The 21189-nt window shown below is 64.6% G+C and carries 18 protein-coding genes; 14 read left to right on the plus strand and 4 right to left on the minus strand.

The window, feature by feature from the left end:
• Positions 1–9: 9 nt before the first annotated feature.
• Both FJZ36_04605 and FJZ36_04610 read right to left on the minus strand, forming a co-directional pair.
• The gene (locus tag FJZ36_04605; protein ID MBM3214178.1) at positions 10–678 is read right to left on the minus strand and encodes a DJ-1/PfpI family protein; all 669 of its coding nucleotides are present in this window, start codon (positions 676–678) and stop codon (positions 10–12) included.
• A gap of 29 nt (positions 679–707) precedes the next feature.
• Positions 708–1607, minus strand: coding sequence for a phytanoyl-CoA dioxygenase family protein (locus FJZ36_04610; GenBank protein ID MBM3214179.1), 900 nt, complete (start codon positions 1605–1607; stop codon positions 708–710).
• 71 nt (positions 1608–1678) lie between these two features.
• Between FJZ36_04610 and FJZ36_04615 the strand changes: the two genes are divergently transcribed.
• From FJZ36_04615 to FJZ36_04650, 8 genes are all read left to right on the plus strand, one after another.
• The gene (locus FJZ36_04615) at positions 1679–2731 is read left to right on the plus strand and encodes a hypothetical protein (protein ID MBM3214180.1); all 1053 of its coding nucleotides are present in this window, start codon (positions 1679–1681) and stop codon (positions 2729–2731) included.
• A 23-nt stretch (positions 2732–2754) separates the two neighbouring features.
• Positions 2755–3828 (plus strand): hypothetical protein, encoded by a 1074-nt coding sequence (locus tag FJZ36_04620; protein MBM3214181.1) that lies wholly within the window; start codon positions 2755–2757, stop codon positions 3826–3828.
• 80 nt (positions 3829–3908) lie between these two features.
• On the plus strand, positions 3909–4892 hold the full coding sequence (locus FJZ36_04625; GenBank protein MBM3214182.1) for a succinylglutamate desuccinylase/aspartoacylase family protein: 984 nt from the start codon (positions 3909–3911) through the stop codon (positions 4890–4892).
• Between the two features lie 23 nt (positions 4893–4915).
• Complete coding sequence (locus FJZ36_04630) at positions 4916–5983, plus strand: hypothetical protein (GenBank protein ID MBM3214183.1); 1068 nt, start codon at positions 4916–4918, stop codon at positions 5981–5983.
• A gap of 51 nt (positions 5984–6034) precedes the next feature.
• The gene (locus FJZ36_04635; protein ID MBM3214184.1) at positions 6035–6781 is read left to right on the plus strand and encodes a hypothetical protein; all 747 of its coding nucleotides are present in this window, start codon (positions 6035–6037) and stop codon (positions 6779–6781) included.
• Positions 6714–7637, plus strand: coding sequence for a class I SAM-dependent methyltransferase (locus FJZ36_04640; protein MBM3214185.1), 924 nt, complete (start codon positions 6714–6716; stop codon positions 7635–7637). The genes FJZ36_04635 and FJZ36_04640 overlap by 68 nt, the downstream gene beginning before the upstream one ends.
• Positions 7638–7921: 284 nt before the next feature.
• Positions 7922–8413, plus strand: coding sequence for a metallophosphoesterase (locus FJZ36_04645; GenBank protein ID MBM3214186.1), 492 nt, complete (start codon positions 7922–7924; stop codon positions 8411–8413).
• 33 nt (positions 8414–8446) lie between these two features.
• Positions 8447–9475 (plus strand): GNAT family N-acetyltransferase, encoded by a 1029-nt coding sequence (locus FJZ36_04650; GenBank protein ID MBM3214187.1) that lies wholly within the window; start codon positions 8447–8449, stop codon positions 9473–9475.
• 440 nt (positions 9476–9915) lie between these two features.
• On the opposite strand, the gene FJZ36_04655 is transcribed toward FJZ36_04650, so the two are convergent.
• Together FJZ36_04655 and FJZ36_04660 are read right to left on the minus strand one after the other, a co-directional pair.
• Entirely contained in the window at positions 9916–10722 is an 807-nt protein-coding gene (locus FJZ36_04655; protein MBM3214188.1) for a hypothetical protein, read from the minus strand.
• Positions 10723–10846: 124 nt separating this feature from the next.
• Positions 10847–11650, minus strand: a complete 804-nt coding sequence (locus FJZ36_04660; protein ID MBM3214189.1) for a hypothetical protein — start codon at positions 11648–11650, stop codon at positions 10847–10849.
• A gap of 457 nt (positions 11651–12107) precedes the next feature.
• Here FJZ36_04660 and FJZ36_04665 point away from each other — a divergent pair, with 457 nt between their 5' ends.
• The 6 genes from FJZ36_04665 to FJZ36_04690 form a co-directional block, all read left to right on the plus strand.
• Complete coding sequence (locus tag FJZ36_04665; GenBank protein ID MBM3214190.1) at positions 12108–16175, plus strand: cytochrome c; 4068 nt, start codon at positions 12108–12110, stop codon at positions 16173–16175.
• Positions 16176–16313: 138 nt separating this feature from the next.
• Positions 16314–16715 (plus strand): DUF4398 domain-containing protein, encoded by a 402-nt coding sequence (locus tag FJZ36_04670; protein MBM3214191.1) that lies wholly within the window; start codon positions 16314–16316, stop codon positions 16713–16715.
• Complete coding sequence (locus FJZ36_04675; GenBank protein ID MBM3214192.1) at positions 16712–18460, plus strand: DUF4398 domain-containing protein; 1749 nt, start codon at positions 16712–16714, stop codon at positions 18458–18460. The genes FJZ36_04670 and FJZ36_04675 overlap by 4 nt, the downstream gene beginning before the upstream one ends.
• Entirely contained in the window at positions 18426–19511 is a 1086-nt protein-coding gene (locus FJZ36_04680; GenBank protein MBM3214193.1) for a hypothetical protein, read from the plus strand. The genes FJZ36_04675 and FJZ36_04680 overlap by 35 nt, the downstream gene beginning before the upstream one ends.
• A gap of 95 nt (positions 19512–19606) precedes the next feature.
• Entirely contained in the window at positions 19607–19822 is a 216-nt protein-coding gene (locus FJZ36_04685; protein ID MBM3214194.1) for a hypothetical protein, read from the plus strand.
• 181 nt (positions 19823–20003) lie between these two features.
• The coding region (locus FJZ36_04690) for a site-specific DNA-methyltransferase (GenBank protein MBM3214195.1) at positions 20004–21189 on the plus strand (1186 nt) is incomplete at its 3' end.

Below are 21189 nucleotides of genomic sequence, written 5' to 3' on the forward strand. Positions count from 1 at the left end.
CGGAACGGGTCAGTCGCGGGCGAACAGGTTGCCGAAGTCCTCTGCCATCTGCCGCGCAAGCTCCGCGACGTCCTTCGAGGAAGCATCGAACCCGTCCAGTTCGATATCCTTCCGCCGGATGTAGTCGCGCGCGGCGTTCAGGCGTCGCATGAACTCGCGCATCCAGGGCGCATTGTCCCAGAATGTCCGAGCCGTGACCAGGTTCCCATCGGTGACGACCGGCTGGTTCAGGTAGGTCGCGCCGGAGAACTCGGCGTCGTAGCGGCACTTGGCGACCGTCGTGACGCGCTTGCCTCGGATGATATCCGCCGCCGCGACGATCTCGATACCGTGGCACACGCACCCGATGGGCTTGTTCGTCTGGTCGAAGTGCCGTGTGATCGCCATGAGGTCGGCATCGTAGCGCAGGTATTCCGGCGCCCGCCCGCCGGTGATGAGGAGCCCGAGGTACTCGTTCGGGTTCACGTCGCCGAACGCGATGTCGCTGGCGAGCTTGTAGCCGATGCTCTCGACGGTGATATCCCACGTGGGGTTCGGATCGTGAATGACGAGCTGATACGTCCGTTTCTTCGGCGCCGCGAGAACGCACTCGTAGCCGTCCTCCTGCACGCGGAAGTAGGGGTAGAGCGTGTCGGTCGCCTCGGCGGCGTCGCCGATGACCAGCAGAACCTTGTCCATGGGTATCTCCCTATCGCCGCGCCGGGAACTTAGCCCCAGCGCTTCTCCGGCGGATCGAACACGAATCCGTGAAAGAGGCTTCGGCGCTCGACGGACAGTCCGTTGTAGAACGCGGGTGGATAGCCCCAGTGTTCCGCCGACGCCATCATCCAGGGGTGTTCGTAGGCGTAGTAGAGCATGATGCGCGCGCCGCCCGTCCGTGTCCAGGGTCCCGAAGAGTGCCACAAGGCGTTGTGGAACAGGATCGCCGTGCCTGGCTTGCCGCAGACCTGAACGGCTCCTTCGAAGAGCCCCGTCCGGTGCAGGTCGGAGGCATCGGGCGGCAGCGCCGTCTTGTGGCTGCCGGGAACGACGCACAGGTTGCCCGTCCCGGGCTCCGCCATGTCGCTCAAGTAGTACCCGATCTTGAGCTGCAGCAACGGGATCGGCGCTCCGAAAAGCCGGTAGCCGTTGTCGTGACCGTCGAGATGCCATCCCATGCCACGCCCCGGCTGGGGGTACTCGATGATCGCGTCCGAAGCGTGATGGTGCGGCTTGGCGTTCAGCAGACCGGTGATATAGGGCATGACCGGCGCATAGTCGAGCATGTCGAGGAGGCGCGGATCGTCGTCGAGGATGTAGAAGATGCGCGTGCTGTCGCCGGCGACGTGCGTCATGCCCGTGTGGGGCGTGCCGGCTAGCTGAAGCTGCCGCCTCCGGTCGCGCGCGGCAAGAACCGCCTCTAGGAGCTCAGCTACGAGCGGCTCCGGCAGGAACTCGTCGAGAACCAGATAGCCGTTGTTGTCGAAGAAGAAGTGTTCGGCAGTTGTGGGTCGGTCGGCGGTCACGGCAGCACCTTCTCGTCGGGGTCCGTGTCTATGTGTACTCGGTCTCCCGCTCAGAGCGCAAGCGTTGGCACCGAGACCAGATCGCGCCGCAGGGGACGGCATCGCCCTTTACACGGCGCCTCGCTTCGTTCACGATTCCTGCGTGTGAGGTGGCGTGCGCCGTGGGGAATGAGATGACTTCGCGAGAGCGCCAGCTAGCCGCCATCCGGCACGAGATACCCGACCGCATCCCGGCTGACGCCATCGCGATCGAGAACGTCCCTGCCATCGCGGCGCATCTGGGCGTCGAACCCGGAGCTGCCGTCGAGCGGCTCGGACTGGACGGACGCATCGTCTCAGCGCCCTACGTCGGCGTCGTCAAGCCGCCGGAAGACGGATTCGGGTTCACCGAATGGGGAACGCCGTCCACCGGCGACTACGGCGCGTGGCGCAACAACCCCCTCGCGAGCGCCGCCTCCATCGCGGACATCGAGCGCCATCCCGTCCCCAACCCCGACGACTACGACTATTCCCGCTCCGCCGAGGTCGCTCGGTCCATCGGTGACAGCCGCGCCGTGCGAGGGCCCTACTGGAAGCCCCTCTTCTGTCAGGTCTGCGATCTGTTCGGCATGGAAGAGGCGATGGCGCGGATGCTCCACGAACCCGCGTTATTCGAGGCGGCGCTCGAACGCGTCTTCGAGCACATCGCCGGGTTCTGCGAGCGCATCCTGGATGCCTGCGGCGACGACATGCCGATCCTCTGCCTCGGCGACGACTTCGCCACCCAGCGCGGACTGATGATCTCGCCGTCGCACTGGCGGCGGTTCCTGAAGCCCCGATTCGCCAAGCTGTTCGACATCGGCAAGCGGCGCGGCAAGCTCGTCTGGTTCCACTCCTGCGGCGACATCTCCGCCATCCTGCCCGACCTGATCGAGATCGGCGCTGATCTCTGGGAGACCGTCCAGCTCCACACCTTGCCGATGACGCCGGAACGGCTCAAGCGCGAGTACGGAGCCGACATCGCCTTCTTCGGCGGCATCAACACGCAGAACCTGCCCTTCACAACGCCGGAGCGCGTCGCCGACGAAGTGCGGCGCTGCATCGACGTTCTGGGAACCCAGGGCGGCTACATCTGCGGGCCCGACCACCACATCAAGCCCGACGTGCCGCCTGAGAACGCGCTCGCGCTCTTCGACGCCATCCATGCCTACCGACGCGAAGGACACACGACGCTCGCCCCGAACTAGGGCGGAACCGCGAAGGAAGCCCCATGACCGCTGCCGAGAAGTTGCGAGCGATCTTCGACGGAGAGCTCGTCGACTGCGTGCCGTTCGCGCTCAAGGGATGGCGCATTCCCCACGGCGAAGACGAAGACGCCCTCCTCCGCGACGGCATGGGCGTCCTCGATGCGCGCTCGGTCTACCGGGCCGCCAGCCCGAACGTCCGACACGCCTCGGAGCGCTTCGAGCGCGATGGAGCCGTGTTCCACCGCAGCATCACCCAGACTCCCGTGGGCGAGCTGTCGTCCGTCTCGCAGCGCATCCCAGCTCCCCGTACGGAGAACACATCCTGGCGGGCGGAGTTGCCCTTCAAGCGACCGGAGGACTACGCCGTTCTGCTGTTCATCGTCGAGGACCGCCGCTACGAAGCGGACTATGCCCCGTTCGAGCAGGCGCTCGCCGAAAACAGCCCGATCGCGTTCTTCAAGACGACGGCTCCCGGATCGCCGCTCCACACGATCATGTACGAGTATATGGGCATCGAGACGTTTGCGATCGAGTGGGAAGAGCGGCGCGACGAGATCATCGCGCTTCACGACGCGATGGTTCGCAGCGAGCGCGACCTGTTCGCCATCGTGGCGCGGTCGCCGGCGAAGGTGATCCAGTGCGGGGGCAACTACTGCCCCGAAGTGCTCGGCAAGGAACGGTTCCTCGACTACGTGCTGCCCCACTGGGAGGAGGTCGGTGGGGTGTTCCACGAGCATGGCAAGCTGCTGGGGAGCCATCTCGACGCCAACAATCTGCTGTGGGCGCAAGAGGTCGGCAGCTCTCCGCTGGACTGGATCGAAGCCTTTACGCCCTCGCCCGATACGGACATGAGCGTCGCCGACGCGCGTCGGCTCTGGCGCGGTAAGACGCTCTTCATCAACTACCCGTCGTCGGTCCATCTTCGGACACCCCAAGCCATCCGAGAAGCCACGATCCGCATCCTCGAAGAAGCAGCTCCAGGAGACCGGTTCGTCATCGGCATCACGGAGAACGTGCCGGAGGGCAGGTGGCGCGAGAGCTTTCGGGCGATCCTCGACGCCTGCAACGAGTTCGGCATCACGCCCATAGGCTCCTGACCGCGCGCGTTGACGCTCCACAGCCGCGCATGCTAGCGTGAACCTGCGCCAAGCCACGCACCCGCTGAGCACGAGCCGCCATGCTGGACGCACACGTATCCCTCCGCGTTGGTTCCCTGTCCGCTGCGCCCGGAGAGCGCGTCGCGGGCTTCCTGTCCGCCGGAGAGGCGCGCGACGGCTCGGCGGTGGGCGTTCCCGTCGTCCTGCTTCGCGGGGCGGAAGCCGGTCCCGTCCTCTACGTCCAAGCCGTCAGCGACGGCGACGAGCTGAACGGTCTCGGCGTGATCCATCGACTGTTGCGCGAGATCGAGCCGTCGTCGCTGCGCGGCGGGGTCATCGTCGTCCCCATCGCGAACTACCACGCGTTCCACGCACGGCAGGCTTACAGCCCCATCGACGGCAAGAAGCTGAACCGGTGCTTCCCCGGACGCCCCGACGGTTCCACGAGCGAACGCCTCGCACACCGGCTCTTCCATGATGCCGTTCTCGCGTCGGACCTGTGCATCGACCTGCACCAGGGCGGCGTCCGTCCGATGATCGACGAGGTGCGCGTACGTACTCCGCGAGAACACACACTGCACGACGCCTGCCTCGAACTGGCGCGCGTCTTCGGGATCGGCTACATCCTCGACGAGCCAGGTCCTCCGGGGCAGTTGGCTCAAGCGGCCCCGGATCGCGGGATTCCGACCGTCGACCCGGAGCTCGGAGGCTGCCACGGCTGGGATCGCGGGAGCATCCAGAAGGGGCTCCGGGGCCTTCGGAACGTGCTCTGCCACTATGGCTTCGTCGATGGAACCGTCCTGGCTCCGGCGCGGCAGTGGCTCGTGCGGCGCTTTGTCACCGTGCGCGCGGAACGCGGCGGCTTCGTCGAATGCAGCGTCGCCCTCTACGACCACGTGAACCAGGGAGACGAGCTCGCGACGATCTGCAACGTGTTCGGGCAGGCGGTCGAGACGATTCTGGCTCCGTCCGGCGGCGTCGTCTGGTCGCTGCCGATCTACCCGTCGGTCGCCAGCGGCGAGGCGATCCTCACGCTCGGCGACGCGCCTGAAGAACTCATATAGCATCGAAGGCGAGCAGGAGACCCATGCCGACCGGAGCACGGTTCACGGGCGAGCGCCACACCAGCATCGACGGCCGCACCGGCGTCGAGGTGGTGCGGTTCACGTCAGCCGACGCCATCCACCACACACTCTACTTCACGAAGCCCAGCGTCACGGCCGACGGGGAGCGCTTCGTCTTCGTGTCGGACCGGGACGGGGGCTGGAACCTGTTCGCGGCAAGCCTCGACGCCGACGAGATCGTTCAACTGACCGAAGGCGGCGACCTGAACCCGTTCTCAGCGGTAAACAGCCCGGACGGAACCCGCGTCTATTTCACTGCTGGGAACCAGGTTCGATCCGTGCGGCTCGACACGCTGCGGGTGTCCGTGCTCGCCGACTTCGGCGATGCGTCGCTCGGGGGGTGTTCGCTGGACGCATCGGGCGCGCAGATCGTGACGGTCGTGCGGCGCGGCGGATCGTCCGAGCTAGCGACCGTGCGCACGGACGGCATGGGCTATTCCGTGTTCTACGAGCCGCCGCGCGAGGTCGGCTATGTGCAGTTCTGCCCGGCGGATTCCGGCTGCGTGCTCTACTCGAGCGGCATCGACCAACGCATGTGGACCGCCACGACGCGGGGCATCAAGGATCGGCCGCTCTACCTGCACGACACCTCGCAGTGGATCACGCACGAATCGTGGCTGGGGCAGAGCGACACGGTCATCTTCACGCGCTGGGGCTACGGACTGCTCGCCATTGACCGGAACGGAGGCACAGCGCGCACGATCACACGGCAGAACGCCTGGCACGCGTCATCGCGGCGTGACGGCGGCATGATCGTCGCCGACACGGTTCTGCCGGATGTGGGCCTGTTGCTCATCGATCCGACCGACGGCCGCACGACGGTTCTGTGCCATCCCGAGGCGACGTCGCAGGGCACGCGGTGGGGGTACGACACTCCCGAGGCCGGAACCGTCACCGCTGAGACCTACGGGCCCCAGTGGACGCATCCGCACCCGGCGTTCAGCCCGGATGGGAGATGGGTCAGCTTCACATCGGATCGCACCGGTTCGGCTCAGGTCTATCTCGCTAGGGTCCCGGATTCGGTTGGTTGAAGCCGCGACGGAACGGCGACCTGAGCGGTTCACCACGGCAAGGAGAACCTGATGAGGCACGCGACCTGGAAACTGGGCTTCGTCGTCCTCGTTACCGCCCTCGTGGCGTCCGGCTGTGCCCGAGTCGGATCGTCTGCCGGCGCCCAGGAGGCTGTGGACGCGACATCGGAAATGCAGTTCATGACCGACGGGAAGTGGGTCGCGTTCGCGTCGGGCAGTTCATTGAGTCCGGCTGCGCGTTCGGACGTTCAGATACGTTGGGCGCGTCCCAACTACGGCACGTCGAGCTGGAAGCGGGCAGTCGTCTCGGGCGGCGGAGAGGACACGGCCGGCGTCAGCGGCGCGCACTGGATCTGGTACCCGCAGGAGGGGTTCGAGTTCGGCGCGGACAACTCGCTGCCGGACAACCGGCGCGTCGTGCACTTCCGCCGGGAGTTCTACAACAAGCTGCTCAACGCCGACCTGAAGGACCCCTACGTCGAGGTCGTCGCGTCGGGTAAGATATCCTTCCAGGTCTATCTGAACGGGTACGTTCTGGATCAAGACGACGAGGCAATCTACGGCTCGACCCCGTTCGAGCGCCGCCAGACGATGCGGAACCGCCAACAGCAGCAGGGCCAGGCTGGTTACGAGATGATGGATCGGCAACTCAAACGGTTCAGCCTGAGGGACCGTCTGGTCGTGGGCAAGAACGTCATCGCCATCGAGGCGACGGCGCACGTGAACAACGATGTCGGGGGTCGGCCGATGCAGAACCACGTGCGCAGCGGCATCGCTGCCAAGGTGGAGATTCAGTAGCGCGACGTCAAGGGAACGCATGTCGGAGCGCCCGAAGGACCTGCGCGCGGCGATGCGCGCCTTCTACTCGTCGTCGGAGGTCTACAGAGGCCTTCTGGAGGCTCACGGCGAGTCCTATCAAGCCCCCTACGTCGAGCTCGTCAAACGCTGGACGCCCGACCGGGGCTCGCTCCTGGAGATCGGCGGTGGCAACGGCGTTGGCGCGAGGATGTTCGCCGAGGCGGGGTACCGGGTCGTCGGCACCGACGTCTCCCCTCTCTTCCTGCGAGACGCCGGCGAGTGGCGGCGCGAGAACCTCTCCTACACCGTCTGTGACGGCCTCGTGCTGCCCTTCCCGGACGGCCGGTTCGATATCGTCTGCTCCAACGAATACCTGGAGCACGTTCCCGACGCCCAAGCCGCGCTCGACGAGATGTCGCGCGTGACGGCTCCCGGAGGACGGGTACTGGTCTTGGGACCCAATCTTTGCTCACCCGTCGTGCCGATGCGCGAGGCCGTTCGGTTCCTACTGGGTGGGCGGAGCGAGGGCGTCTGGTCGCGCAGCGCGCTGGATGGTCTGCGCCTCGCGTTTCGCAACGCTGCCACGCTGGAACGCAAGAAACGGCGGCGAGAAGTCCAATTCCTCTACCGCGATCCCGATCTGGACGACCAAGCCATCGGCGGCGACTCCGACAGCGCCTATCTGGCGAACCCCGTCGATCTGGAGCGATACTTCCGACGCGCCGGTTGGCGCATCGTGAAGATCGCCGACGGGTTCGGGTGGCGAGGGAGGCTCCTGTCCCGCATCGCGCCACGCTACTCCCCCTATCTGTGCTTCGTCGCCGAGAAGCCCGGCGCTGTCCCGACAGGGCGATGAGCCTCTGTCATTCTGAGCCGAAGGCGAAGAATCTCGCGATAGCTGGAAGTCTTGAGCCAGGAATCTGGTCGCTCCAGACGATGCTTCGGGAAGCCTGCCCTGAGGGGAACCGAAGGGCTCAGCATGGCAGGGGAAGCCACATTGTAGGGGCGACGCGGTGCGTCGCCCGTCTCGCGATGTGGGCGACCCGTCGGGTCGCCCCTACGAACGCCATCGTGTCTCCGAAACAACAGCTCAGGACACCGTGCCCCGTGGATGGCAGACGAGAAGGAGACCCTTGAGCGATGGTCCTCGGACTGATCTCGGACACGCACGACCGGCTCGACAAGCTGGAGCAGGGCGTTGCGCTGCTGGCGACGCGCCGTCCCGACCTCGTCGTCCATGCCGGCGACTTCATCTCGCCGTTCACCGCGCGGTACTTCAAGCCGGTCACCGATGCCGGGCTTCCGTTCGTCGGCATCTTCGGCAACAACGACGGAGAGCGCTTCGGCCTGCGTCGACTCTACGAGCACGTCGGCGTCATCCACGAAGACCCGCATGCCTTCGAGTTCGGCGGCAGACGTATTCTGCTGACGCACAAAGAGATTCTCGTCGATTCGCTGGCGCGCAGCGGCGATTACGACATCGTGCTCTATGGGCACACGCATCGCGTCGATGTTCGGACGGAGCCCTGTCTCATCGTGAACCCCGGCGAGGGCTGCGGCTGGCTCACCGGCAAGGCGACGCTCGCGTTCATCGACCTCGACGCGCTGAAAACAGAGATCGTCGAGTTCTGACACGTCACAGGATCGGGAGGCGACCCCAAACGCATGTACCGACTTCTCGAGACGGAACGGCTCCGAACCGATGAGGACTTGGAGATCGGCGTCATCGTCGCACCGGACGCCGACCACATCGACGAAGTGACGCCCTTCCTAGCCCACAAGCCGCCTCCCTACGATGCGCACATCCGACGTTCTCTGGCGGGGCCCCTCGACGAGCTGGAGACCTACTTCTACGTCGGCAAGCGCGACGGGCGGATCATCACGAACATCATGACCGTTGAACACGGTGGCGTCGGCATTCTGGGACACGTCTACACGACGCCCGGCGAGCGCCGCAAGGGAGCCTGTGACGCCGTCATGCGCCGCCAGATGGATGACTTCCGCGCGCGCGGCGGGAAGGCGCTCCACCTGGGAACCGGTTTCGACTCGGCGGCGTACCACATCTACCGCAGAAACGGCTTCAAGAGCGTCTACCCGCGATCAGGATTCATGCGATACTTCGCCTCAGCCGACTTCGACGCGCAGCACTTCGCCCGTCGAGACGCCGCCGCCCGTCCGATGCGGTGGTCGGACTGGGGCCCCATGACGGCGATCACCGGGCGAATCGGCGGCGACTGGCTGCGGTCGGTGCGCCATCGGCTGATGGGTCCGGTCAACTTCGAAGGCGGCTATCTGTCGCTGTTGCGACAGATCGAGCAGGAGGGACTCCAGGGGCGCATGCTGGTCACGACCGACGGACGACGCGTCGGGTTCGCCACCGTGGGAGTTCATCCGCTCTGGCGTGACGTGTCACTGCTCGACCTCCACTGCCACCCGAACTTCTGGGACGATGCGAAAGCCCTCTGGACGTCGCTCGATCATCCGAGCGGCAAGGTGCAGTGCTACGCGGACGAGACTTCGCACGCGAAGGTCGCGGCACTGGAAGGGCTGGGTTTCCGAGTTGAGGCGCGCTTGGAGAAGCAGATCCGGCGGTACGTGCGCCCGGATTGGCGCCCGGACGACTCCGACGACCCCATGTTCGACGATTCTGCGGCGGACGAGAGCCTCCTCGACGCCTTCGTGCTGAGCCTGTAAGACTGCAACATCGGCACTCGCTGAACGCAAACGCGCGTCCATCGCTTTGGCAGAAGCGATGGACGCGCAAGGATCGAACGTCGAGTCCGCTGTTGGCGGACTCACGGTGAGGGCGCGACCCCCCACGTCGTGAATCTGTGCCACGCAACGTGACGAAAAGACGATGTCTCTGGATCGAGACCCTAGCCGTTTGAGCGAAGTGGGCGACAACGACGGACCCTCAAGCCGGGACCGACATCACCTGCGAGCCTCGCGCACTTAATAGACGCGAATACCATCCAGAATCCGACATCTTTTTTCGGTCATACGTCACCTGCCGCGTGTGAGCGCGTTCGTTGGTGGCGACAGGCATCGACGCCCGCGGATCGGCAGATGAAAGCCCCGCCGCACGTGACGCGCGACGGGGCTTTCCTAGTTCGTTCTCTCTGGGCGTCGGAGTCCTAGAAGGACTTCAGGGATGCCCAGGAGGTGGTGAGCTTGGCGGCCGGCTCAACGGCGGTCGAGGAGCCCAGCGTGATGACCCAGTTGTTGAAGAGCTCGGTCATGACGGCAGCGCGCGGCTGGGCGTCGTCGGCGACCTGAATGACGATCCCGACGCGTCCGCCGGTCTTGGTGTGCTTGATGATGACCGGGTCCATGTTCCCGCCATCGGCGCTGGTGCCGAATGCCATCTCGACCTTCCAGTTCGCGTCGCCGTCGACCTGCGCCTTCTTGAAGGAACGAGGAGCCTTGAACTCCTTGAGGCTGGGCAGGTACTTCTTCCCGTCGGCGGTCGGGATCGACTTGTTCCCGTCCGTCCAGAGGTCGAAGTTGGAGTTGGTGATCGTCTTGAGCCCGACATCGCCGTTGGAGCCGGCGCCCTGGTTCACGTAGAAGATGTAGTCGGCGGTGTTGAGAACCATGTTCCCGCCGTTGATGAACCCTTCGACGATCGAGTCGTCCTTCTGGGCGTTGCCGGGCGTGTAGATGGTCTCAGCGATGTCGCCGAAGAGGACGATGATGTCGATCTTGCCGTTGTTCGTGCGAGCCTTGGCGAAGTCGGCGAGCGCCTTCACATCGTAGTTCTTGATGCTGGCACCGACCTTGACGTCCTTCTTGAGGGCGTCGCCGATCTCCACGGCTTTCGCCTTGGCGATCCAGCCGACGTTGTCGTTGTAGAGGGCGATATCGCCGAGCGTGGCAGCCGAAGCGGTCAGAGCGGCGCCGAGCAGGAGGGCGCTCGTCACGCCGGTCATCTTGCGAAGCATTGCCCGTTCTCCTCGTTGGTGTGAGACGCGCCGAGTTCCGCGAACTCGGTTTGGGTGGAGTATGTCAGGCTCGCGCGCCTGATGTCAATGCCGCCGGAACCGGGGGCTCCAGCGGCGGTTGCTGCTAGCGGACACTCGTCTTGATCTGACCCCAAGCGACGGACGCCTTGCCCTGCGGCTGCACGGCTTCCGGCGTCACGGCCTCCTTGAGCCAGTTGTTGAGCATCTCGGTCAGGACGGCGCCGCGGGGCTGGCCATCGTCGGAGACCTGGATCGCGATCGCCACGCGTCCGCCCGTCTTGGTGTGCTTGATGACGACGGGATCGAGGAAGTCGGCTCCGTTGTCGGCGAGAATGACCTCGATCTCCCAGTTCTTGTCGTTATCGATCTGGCTCTTCTTGAAGGAGCGCGGAGCGGAGAACGCCTTGAGGCTCGGCGTGTACTTCGCGCCGTCCTTGGTCGGCTTGTTCGCGTTGCCGTCAGTCCACTGGTCGAAGTTGCTGTCAGTGATGCTCTTGAGACCGACGTCGCCGTTCTGAACGCCGTCGGAGTAGTAGAAGATGTAGTCGGCGGTGTTCAGGAACATGTTGCCGTCGTCGAGCCACTTCTCGGCGAGGCTGCCGTCCGGTTGGGCGTTCCCGGACTTGTAGAGGGAGCCGGGGAACCCGCCGAATGTGATGATGACGTTGACCTTGCCGTTGCCGGAGCGCTTCTCGACCCAGCCCTGGATATCCTTGGCAGCGACGATCTCAGCGCTCGGAGCGAGTTTCTGGTTCTTGACGATAGCATCAGCGCCTGCCTGGGCGGTTCCCGCTCCGATCCAGCCGACATGGGCGATGTAGATGCCGATGTCGCCGATCGGCTTGGCAGAAGCCGCGCCGACAAGAACCGCCGATCCGAGAATGGCACAAAGGATACTCTTGCGCATTGGCTGTATTCTCCTTCCGGTCCGCGTGGTTGGTGGAGAAGACGTTCACGCGTTGCGGGATGGTGACTGAGACGGCTTTCCTTGTGGCTGAAAACCGCCACTATTATAGCGTTCCGCACCGCGCAAAGCAAGGCGAACGAACTGACGCCATCGCATGGGATAGGACAGCACCTGATCGTATGGGCTTCGTTGGGATCGTCGCGTTCCGAGAGGAGGCATCGCATCCGATACATACACGGCACTTCACCGGTGGAGGCAACTCGTCCGACCCCATATTCAGTGGATGAGGTCAGATGCAGACCTGCCAGACCCAACTTACTTCCCATCGAAAATCGAACAGCCCTTGCCCGACACGATTCCCACAAGACCTCGACGCGAAGTCGTGATACGATTGCGTTCGGACTACTTCGATATGCCGAAGCTCGCCCTTTCTGCGTGCGTGAGGAGATAGCGCGTCATGCGATACCGGCCCGACGAGACGCCCGTTGAGCAGAAATCCTACTCGGGGTTCTTTTTTCTGCTGGGCGTCGTCTCCCTGTTGGTGGCGGGGTGGGTCACGTTCAACGAGTTCCAGACCCGAAGACCGTGGAAGAAGTACCAGTCCGACTTCTACGAGCTGGAGCGCGTCCGGCTCAAAGCCGCCATCGATGACCTGGAAGCGGAGCTGGAGTCGCTGGGCGTCGATCCGGGCGATATCGACCAGATCGTTGCGCTCGATACGTCCCTGTCGCCTCGCGAAATCGACGCCCTCGTCCGAGAGACGATGGTATCGACCTACGGAAGCGTCGAGGCGTTCAACGCGGCGTGGGCTAAGATCGACATCACCGAAGGCGGCGGGAAGGTCGCCCACGAAGTCGTCGACCGGGGATTCACGGACGCTTTCTGGCATAACGAGCTGACACTCGCCGACCTCGAACGCATGTACCACGAGGAAGACGGCAAGCTGCGCATTCAGAGCGCGCGCCGTGACGCCGAGTACTACGAATACTCGACCGACCGCGATGCCGAGTCGGAGAAACGCCGCTTCGAACGCGCCGACCGGTTCATGAACGAGCGCATCCAGGGACGGGATGCCGCCATCGCCGCGTTGCGCGGTGCCACCGATACGATGCGCCTATGGCTCGCCGACTTCCAGAAGGCGAAGGGAGCCGCACAGACGCGCAAGGAGCAAGAAGGACTTCAGGGCTATTCCGGCGAAGTCATCGCACTCGCCAAGGACCTGGATGCCGCGCGCGACCAGCTTGGGCTCGTCCAGTACAACCTGATCGGGCTCCTGACGCAGTTCAAGGAGGCGAAGCGCCCCCAGATCCGGCAGGTCATCCTCGGCGAGGTCGCCCACGAGACGAACAACGTCGATCGCTGCGCCACTTGCCACATCGTCGCCGACAAGGACGGCTACGACATGTGGATCAGCGACGCGGCGTCCGTGCTCGACACCGGGGCTCTCGTCAAGGCGACGCCCGTCCCGGACCGCCTTGGAACCTTCACGCCGAATCCCGCGCGCGTCGTCGGCGATCTGAGCGAGCTCGTCCTGAGCCGTCCCGCCCAGAAGGGCAAGCTGTGGAGCGAGCCGCTCGTCTACATCAACGGAGTTCGCGTCTACCCGGAGCAGGGGTTCCGCGTCTCAGGCTGGACCGTGCGGTGGGATACGGAGTTCGCTCAGGCACAACTCACCGGCGGCGCGGTCATCGAAGTCCTACAGGCATATCCGAAGCTCTACCAATCGCATCCGCATCGGGAAGCGCTTTTCACCGCGCACCCCAACGAGAAGTTCGCCTGCATCACCTGCCACGACGGTCAGGGACGAGCCTTGACCTGGACCGACGCCGGGTGCGACTTCCGGGAGAATCCGGACAGCCCGAGCTCACCCATGTTCTACTGGGAAGCGCCCGTCCTGTCGAACGCGTCCAAGCTGGACGGAGCCATCGAAGCCGCCAAGGCGGTTCTGCCTCAGCAGGCGCTCGCCGAGATCGCGCGCTACCTGCACGTTCCTGTCTCGGTGGTCGTGCGGCATGAGGCATCGCTCGACACCGACTGGAGCTATCGCCGCACGTCGCACTTCCACCCGAAGGTCAATGGCGAGCCCTTGGGCAGCTTCGCGGAAGCGAAGTGTCGTTCGTGCCACAACGAGGCGCTGGAGCTCGACTACGCGCCCACGCTCTCCAAGGCGAAGCGGCTGTTCGAGAAGCTGGGCTGCGGCGGATGCCATCTCGTCGCCGACTACGAGCGACTCCTCTACGATCCGCAGGTCGACTACGTCGAGTACCGCCGAGCCCAAGTGGGCCCGTCGCTCACGTGGGACGCGCGCCTCGCCGCCGCTTCCCAATCTCCGCCCGGCGTTCCGAATCGCGGCATCGGCTGGAAGCTGAATGAGAAGACCGGGCAGCAGTGGATGGTCAACTGGCTCAAGAACCCCCGGAGCTACCTGCATGACACGCGGATGCCCAGCTATCGGTTGTCCGACGCCGAAGCCAAGGCGCTGACCGCGTTCCTCTTGGCTCCGACCGGCTGGGGGTCGAGCATGTCCTCGTCGCCGTTGGCTTCAGCGGGCGAAGCCGGGGGTTTCCAGTTGGTGGCGGACACATCGGCGACCTCCTCGGCGGATGTGCCGATCAACCCGGACAACGTGCGCAAGGGCGAGCTCCTCGTCGTCAACACGGGTTGCCTCGCGTGCCACCAGATCCGCGATTCGCAGACGGGCACCATGCGCGGGAACACGTTCGGACCCAACCTGTCGATGGCGGGCTCCAAGCTGAGCCGAAAGTTCCTCGAGCAGTGGCTGGAGAACCCGCGCACGTACGACCCGAAGACGATCATGCCCGCGATGTTCGACAACGTCTCTCCGACGGAGCGGCGTGACCAGATTCGAGCGATCACCGACTACCTGCTGGCGCAGAACGACACGTCATGGATGCGGAGCAGCGAGTCCTTCGAGATCACGCCGAAGCTCATCGAGCAGGGCGAACGCATCTTCGGACCCTCTGGCAAGGGCTGTGTCGGCTGCCACTACTTCGAGGCGGACATGCCGGACGGATCGGGAGGCACGCGCAAGGTCGGCGGAGCCGCATGGCTGGGGCAGCAGATCGGACCGGAGCTCACCGATTTCGGCATCAAGAAGCCCGAAGTGCTCGACTTCGGATTCGCGAAGCACCGCGAAATCGCCTACTTCGGTGACCGCAACGCCCTCCTGTGGGGCGAGCTCCTGCGCGAGAACGAAGACGGCTCCATCGTCGTGCGCACCGTGGCGAACCAGGCGGATCCGAACGCGGCAAAGGGATTCTTCTACAAGAAGGGCGAGGACCTGACGGAAGTCTCCATCGCCGCCGACATGCCGCGGAGCGTCACGAAGGTCGAGAACACCTGGCACGACTGGGCGTTCAACAAGATCAAGGAGCCGAACCTCTACGCGACGGAGGTCAACTCCATCGCGCAGAACATGCCGAACTTCTATCTGTCCGACGACGAAGCGGCTGCGCTGCTCGTGCTCCTCAAAAGCTTCAAGGGCGGGTCGCATGTCCCGGAGGCGTATCGCGACCACCTCACAACGCGCGAGAAGCGCATCGAACGCGGCAGGATGCTCGTCACGCGGTACAACTGCGTCGGGTGTCACGTCGTCGAGGAATCCATCGCAACCGTCGACGGACGCCTGATCAAGGGCTGGGAGATCGGCAAGCACGTCCTCGATGACCCGCTGCTGCCGGCGGTCCCGGGTCCCGACGGCATCCTCGGCACGGACGACGATGTCCGAGGTGGATGGGCGGTTCCCGTGTCGCCCTTCGGCGCGATGACGAACGTGCGGATGTCCTATGATCCAGCGCGTCCAAACGAGGATGTCCAGAAGTCGCAGATCAGCCTTCCCGCGGAGGCGCTGGAACTGCGCAACCCGAGCGGCACGTTCGTCGGGTTCCACAGTGTTGGGAGCCCTCTGTCGTTCATGCGCGGCGGGTACATGTACGAGGCTAACGGACATCGCGTCCAAGTCCAGCACGGGCCCGTGCTGACGTTCGCCGGGAAACGGTTCCGACCGGAGTGGCTCTTCGACTTCATCAAGCGTCCCTATCCGGTGCGGCAGTATCTGTTCATGCAGGGGCAGAGCCGCATGCCGCTCTACCACTTGACGGACAGCGAGGTTTCCGACATCGTCGCCTACCTGATGGCGCTCGTGGACGAGCCGTACCCCTACGAGTCGATCATCCCGTCGCCGCAGGCTGATTTGGTCGCCATGGGCAAAACGATGTTCCTCAACGAAGCCCGCTGCGCGTCGGGCGCGTGCCATCCGTCGACGGCTCCCAAGCCTGAGAACCGAGCGCCCGATCTCGTCTCGACGGCGCGTCTCAAGCCGACATGGGTCAAGGAGTGGATCGCCAATCCCGAAGCCTTCTGGCCCGGGAACGGCATGCCCTACTTCCCATGGGATATGGGCGGCTCGGCGATCTATCCGCAGTACGCCGACGGCAACGTCGATACGCAGATGAACGCCCTGCGCGACTATGTGCTGGCGCTGGGCAAGCCGCGCCAGCGATAGCACGGACGGTTCGGCGGAAAGCCCTCTCCGTCGTACGGAGGGGGCTTCGTCGCTGTCTGCGGCTTGCCGCCGATGGGGTTCTCCATTAGAATCCGTGCCGTCCATTGCCGTCACGGCACACCATTGGGTGAGTGATCCATGAGCCGGGCACCGATTCGGGTCGTCCTGTGCGCCCTTGTGTTCGCAGGATGTGCTGCGCGGGAAGCGAACTGGTACCGCATCTACGATGCGCGCGCCGAGTTCGAGGCGCTCCGAAGCGCGCCCGGCGTCGAAACCATCGAGGCGGAAGTCCGAGACGCCAAAGAGCTGCTCGATCGCGCCGAGCGAGGCCTATCGAAGAAGCGCCCAGACGACGCCGCCGACCTTTCCGAGATCGTCCTGCTCCGCATCGAGTACGCGCGCGCCGTGGCGCGACGCAATCTGTCCGAGCGAGACGCCGTTGCCGCCGAGTCCGCGCTCGACGCGATCTCGAACGCCGCTGAAGCGCAGCGCGAACGGCTTCAGCAGGCTCAGGCGGAACTCGCCGAGCTGACGCCATGATGCCAGAGACGCGCACAGAAGCGCGCCGCGCCCGGCTCCGCAGGGGGAAGGGGAATCGACCCTACGTCGCGGATTGGCTCCTGGGCGTCCTGACGTGTGTGTGGGTCGTAGCCGGATGCGGCTCCTCGATCAAGCCGCTCGTCGTGCAGCAGGCGCTCGACGACGCGCAATCCGCCTTTGTCGCAGCCGGGAACGTCGACGCCGCCGAGCTTGCCCGCCAGGACTATCGGCAAGCGGAACGACTCCTTGCCGAAGCCGTGCGGCAGCAGCAGGATGGCAACCAGCGCGAGAGCTATTACCTCGCTCTGCGTACGCGCCATCAGAGCGATGTCGCCCGCGCGAAGGCGGAAGAGCAGAAGGTACGCCAGCGCGTCGATCTCGCGCTACAAGGCTTCCTCGAAGCGCGGCTGGAAGAAGCCTCACTCCGGGTCGAGACGGCAGATACCGAACGGCAGATCGCCATCACCTATCGCCAGCGCGCTGAGCAGGACGCCCGCGCCGCCCGCGCTGAAGCCGAAGCTGCCAACGAGAACGCTCAAGCGACCTCGACCGATTCCGCGATCGCCATCGCGAAGTCCCGGTCCGAAGCCGAGATCGACAAAGCCGAGTTCATGCTGAGCCTCGCCACGGAAACCGAAGCCGCCGTCTACGACCTACAGGGACACACGGAGACAACGCACCTGGTCCAAGAGGCGAAGCGCCTCCATGGCGAAGGGGACTATCGTGCCGCGCGGCTGAAAGCGATGGACGCCTACCGTGTTGGCGACGAGACTCGCCTCACCGCGATGACCAAGCGAGACGCCGCTCGACGCCAGCAGGCGCAGTCGCGGATCAACGGCGCGACGAACGCCGCGAGCGAGATCGGCAAGGCGGCGCTGCTCATCGAGATGGCTCGTAAGGCGGGGGCTCCCCTCCACGCGAAGCAGGCGCTCGACGAAGCCGCCGCTGCCCATCAGCGCGCCACTCGAATGATGGAGACGGAAGCGTTCTCGGATGCCTCACAGGCAGCCATCCAAGCGCAGGCGTCGGCGGAACAGGCGCGCGTGACCGCCACGGCAAGGGCCGAGCAGATCAAGCTGCAGCGAAAGAAGGAAGAGCGGATCGCACAGGTCAAAGACACGATCCTGCGAGTCCAGCGTGGGAAAGACGGCATGGACGACTTCACGCGATCCGTGTCCGCGAGGCAGCTCGAATCCGTTGACGGCTTGGTGCGCCTAGCAGACAAGCTGATTTCGGAAGACAAGGTGGACCTCGCCCTCGTCAACGCGGAGCGCGCCGAGGCTCTCATCCAGGAAGCCATCCAGTACGTCAAGGACGGTCAAGCGGCGGAGAGTGACGTGCTGAACCAGGCGAAGGGGATCGAGAACGTCCAAGCGTTCGCTACGGGGAGGGGAGTCGTCCTGCGGGTCACCGGAGACGCCTTCCCCGTGAGCCGGAGCGATCTGAGCAAGGAGTACTTGCCGGTCGTGACGAAGATCGTCCAGGTCGTGCGTCCCTACGCGGCGCGGTATGGGATCGCCGTCGAGGGGCACACGGACCGATCCGGGAACGCTGACACGAACCTGCGGCTCTCGAAGGCGCGTGCGGCGACCCTCGCGCGACATCTGACCGAGGCGCTGGCGACGCCCTCCGCGCAAGTGAGTTCCGAGGGGTACGGCGACACGCAGACGATTCCCGACATCCCACCAACGAACGCGAAGAACCGCCGCATTGAAGTCATCCTCCTTACGCGCGAGCGTCCGTGACCACCGCTCCCGCGCGCGGGGCTGCGCCGTCAGTCTGCTCGCCCCGGTTGCGCTCCTCCTCTGGCTCGCCTACTACGTGCTGACGGTGGACCCCGTCCCGGTCACCGAATCCGTGGGTTCCGCCCCGACAGGTTCCGCGTCAGTGCCCGTGCGCGATGCGACCGTCGCTGGAGCCTTCGGACCCAGGTTCCCCGGAGCGCGCGCCATCGTCCAGACAGCCGCCGGGTTGCACACGACGCGTGTCATCGGATGGGACGCGGATCATCACGCCCTCCGACTGGAGGAACCTCTGCCGTTCGACGTATCCGCCGACCAGCCCGCGACGGTCGCGTCGACCGACGTCGCCACAGCGGTCGCGCGCTTCGATGACCGCATCGGGCTGCGACGGTTCCCGGCGTCCGATTCGCGCATCATCGCGTACACCTCGCAGGGCATGTCGAAACCCGTGATGCGACGCGCTGGAGAGTGGGTCAAGGTCGAGATCCGCTCGCCGGTCGAGGGATGGGTTCCTGCGGATCGCGCCATTTCCGTCGACGAGGGCGAGGTCGCCGACCGCGCGCTGATGCCCGCCAACGTGCCCGTGCGCCGCACGCCCTACGCCGACGAAGCCCTCGTGCGCTGGGAGGGAAGGATCGTCACCAAGCGTGTGCAGGAGACTACGGACGGGTCCCGGCAGCACGAAATCAACGCCGAGGCTCCCAACGGCGACCACCGGACGTTCACGGTTCCACAGACGGCTTGGAACGCGTTCGCGGCGACGGACTACATCATCGACCGCGAGGGCAAGGGCATCTCCAAGGCGGAACCCCCGATGGCGTTCACGCAGCCGTCGCCACCCTATGAGGTCATCGCGCGCGAAGGCGCGTGGCTCCGCATTGAGCTCCAAGACCAGGGATGGGTCACGGACGACTCGTGCACGTTCGACGTCGTCTTTCGCTACAAACTGAGCCGCCGTCAGACGCTTCGTCGCTGGCTGTTTCGAGCGCCGGTCGTCGGTGCGCTTGCTGAACGCCTGACGAACGCCTACTTCCGCGTCCCAACCGGAAGCTAGTGGTCGGGCTCTCCCGCTGGCAGCGTCTCGCGACCGGTTCGTGTTAGAATAGCGCAGGGCGGAATCGCGGCGGCACACAAAGGAGATGTCGGTCAATGGCTGAGCGCAGACCGATCTTCCGATTGAGCCAGGAGCAGGTCTGGAAGCAGTTCGCCAAGGACATCGGCGCGGAGTTCGAGTCGGGCGGCAGCGTCTGGGGCGGCGACAAGATCACGGCGAAGACACGGACGAGCTCTTCCTGGAGGTCGTCGGGATCGTCCGCCGCCCGATGCGGCTGCTGGCGCTCTACGAGCTCTTCGCCGAGACGCTGAACCGCCTGTGCCATCTCGGATCGGCTTATGAGGACGATCCGTTGCTGTCGTCGTGACAGCGTCGTAGGCGAGTGGGCTAGGTGATCTCGCGGGAGACAGACCAGCGCCAGTGCGCATTTGCCCAACGTAGTGGCAAGCCGCCTCGGTCCGGCTGCTGCGCTCTCTGGAACGGAGAAACCCGATGAGCGATGAGAGGAACCCCGATCTCGACAACCGACCGCGCACGACGTCCGGTCCCCTCAAGGGCGATTTTGTCGCGCCGGCAGAAGCAGACGACAGCGACGAACGCTCGGACGCGCTGCCCCAACAAGAGGAATTCTGGCGACCGCCGGTGCGGTTCGGTAGCGTGCCGGTCGAGAAGGAACCGCTGGGTTGGGACCGACGCCTAAAGTTTCGCAAACTCTTCCCGCAAGTCATGTTGCCGTTTCAGGTCGTCGAGCGCGTCTCGTTCGGCAATCCCGCGCTGGAACCGAACCGTTTGTTCTGGGGCGACAACCTGCACGTCATGCGCCAACTACCGAACGAGAGCATTGACCTCATCTACATTGACCCGCCGTTCTTCTCCGGTCGGCAGTACAACGTCATCTTCGGCGACCAGAACGAACTGCGCTCGTTCTCCGACATCTGGGAAGGCGGGATGCCGGGTTATCTCATCTGGTTGAATGCCCGGCTCTACGAGATGAAGCGATTGCTCAAGAAGACGGGGAGCATTTACGTTCATCTCGACTGGCACGGGGCCCCATACGTCAAAGTTGAGATGGACAAATTATTCGGATTCGAGAACTTTCAGCGGGAAATTGTCTGGGACATCAGCGTACTGTCGAGATTCAAGACCCGCGCGAACAATTGGATCCGCGGACACGACACTTTGCTTTTTTATACGAAAGGGAAGGATTTCATATTTAACAAGCAAAGCACGGAGCACCGAGCTGAATACAGCGCACGATTCAACAAAATTGATAAGGACGGACGGCGATTCTTTGACGGACGAGGGAATCGTAGGTATCTCGATGAAGTCATCGAACAGGGAAAGGCGATAGGAGATGTCTGGAGCGACATAATGTCGTTCCAACAGATACCGACGTCCAAGGAGCGTATTGGATACCCAACTCAAAAGCCCGAAGCGCTTGTTGAAAGAGTAGTGAAAGCAAGCTGCCCGGAAGGTGGCGTCGTCGCTGACTTTTTTGCGGGGGGGGGGTACAACACCCGCTGTCGCGCAACGGTTCGGACGACGCTGGATCGCCTGCGACCAGTCGCGCGTCGCGGTCGCCATCATGGCGGATCGGCTGGCGCGTGGCGCCGAGCAGTTGCTGCTCGATCACACGACCACGCCGATACCCGACTTCACGGTCGAGCACTGGGGCGTC

It is taken from the genome of Candidatus Poribacteria bacterium (assembly GCA_016866785.1).
Taxonomy (GTDB): Bacteria; Poribacteria; WGA-4E.

What these genes read in the sequence shown, in the direction of transcription:
- FJZ36_04620 (MBM3214181.1), top strand. Translation starts at nt 2,755, where the DNA reads ATGACCGCTGCCGAGAAGTTGCGAGCGATCTTCGACGGAGAGCTCGTC.
- FJZ36_04685 (MBM3214194.1), top strand. Translation starts at nt 19,607, where the DNA reads ATGGCTGAGCGCAGACCGATCTTCCGATTGAGCCAGGAGCAGGTCTGG.
- FJZ36_04640 (MBM3214185.1), top strand. Translation starts at nt 6,714, where the DNA reads ATGTCGGGGGTCGGCCGATGCAGAACCACGTGCGCAGCGGCATCGCTG.
- FJZ36_04650 (MBM3214187.1), top strand. Translation starts at nt 8,447, where the DNA reads ATGTACCGACTTCTCGAGACGGAACGGCTCCGAACCGATGAGGACTTG.
- FJZ36_04625 (MBM3214182.1), top strand. Translation starts at nt 3,909, where the DNA reads ATGCTGGACGCACACGTATCCCTCCGCGTTGGTTCCCTGTCCGCTGCG.
- FJZ36_04665 (MBM3214190.1), top strand. Translation starts at nt 12,108, where the DNA reads ATGCGATACCGGCCCGACGAGACGCCCGTTGAGCAGAAATCCTACTCG.
- FJZ36_04630 (MBM3214183.1), top strand. Translation starts at nt 4,916, where the DNA reads ATGCCGACCGGAGCACGGTTCACGGGCGAGCGCCACACCAGCATCGAC.
- FJZ36_04655 (MBM3214188.1), bottom strand. Translation starts at nt 10,722, where the DNA reads ATGCTTCGCAAGATGACCGGCGTGACGAGCGCCCTCCTGCTCGGCGCC.
- FJZ36_04675 (MBM3214192.1), top strand. Translation starts at nt 16,712, where the DNA reads ATGATGCCAGAGACGCGCACAGAAGCGCGCCGCGCCCGGCTCCGCAGG.
- FJZ36_04605 (MBM3214178.1), bottom strand. Translation starts at nt 678, where the DNA reads ATGGACAAGGTTCTGCTGGTCATCGGCGACGCCGCCGAGGCGACCGAC.
- FJZ36_04635 (MBM3214184.1), top strand. Translation starts at nt 6,035, where the DNA reads ATGAGGCACGCGACCTGGAAACTGGGCTTCGTCGTCCTCGTTACCGCC.
- FJZ36_04610 (MBM3214179.1), bottom strand. Translation starts at nt 1,607, where the DNA reads ATGCCGTCCCCTGCGGCGCGATCTGGTCTCGGTGCCAACGCTTGCGCT.
- FJZ36_04670 (MBM3214191.1), top strand. Translation starts at nt 16,314, where the DNA reads ATGAGCCGGGCACCGATTCGGGTCGTCCTGTGCGCCCTTGTGTTCGCA.
- FJZ36_04615 (MBM3214180.1), top strand. Translation starts at nt 1,679, where the DNA reads ATGACTTCGCGAGAGCGCCAGCTAGCCGCCATCCGGCACGAGATACCC.
- FJZ36_04645 (MBM3214186.1), top strand. Translation starts at nt 7,922, where the DNA reads ATGGTCCTCGGACTGATCTCGGACACGCACGACCGGCTCGACAAGCTG.
- FJZ36_04660 (MBM3214189.1), bottom strand. Translation starts at nt 11,650, where the DNA reads ATGCGCAAGAGTATCCTTTGTGCCATTCTCGGATCGGCGGTTCTTGTC.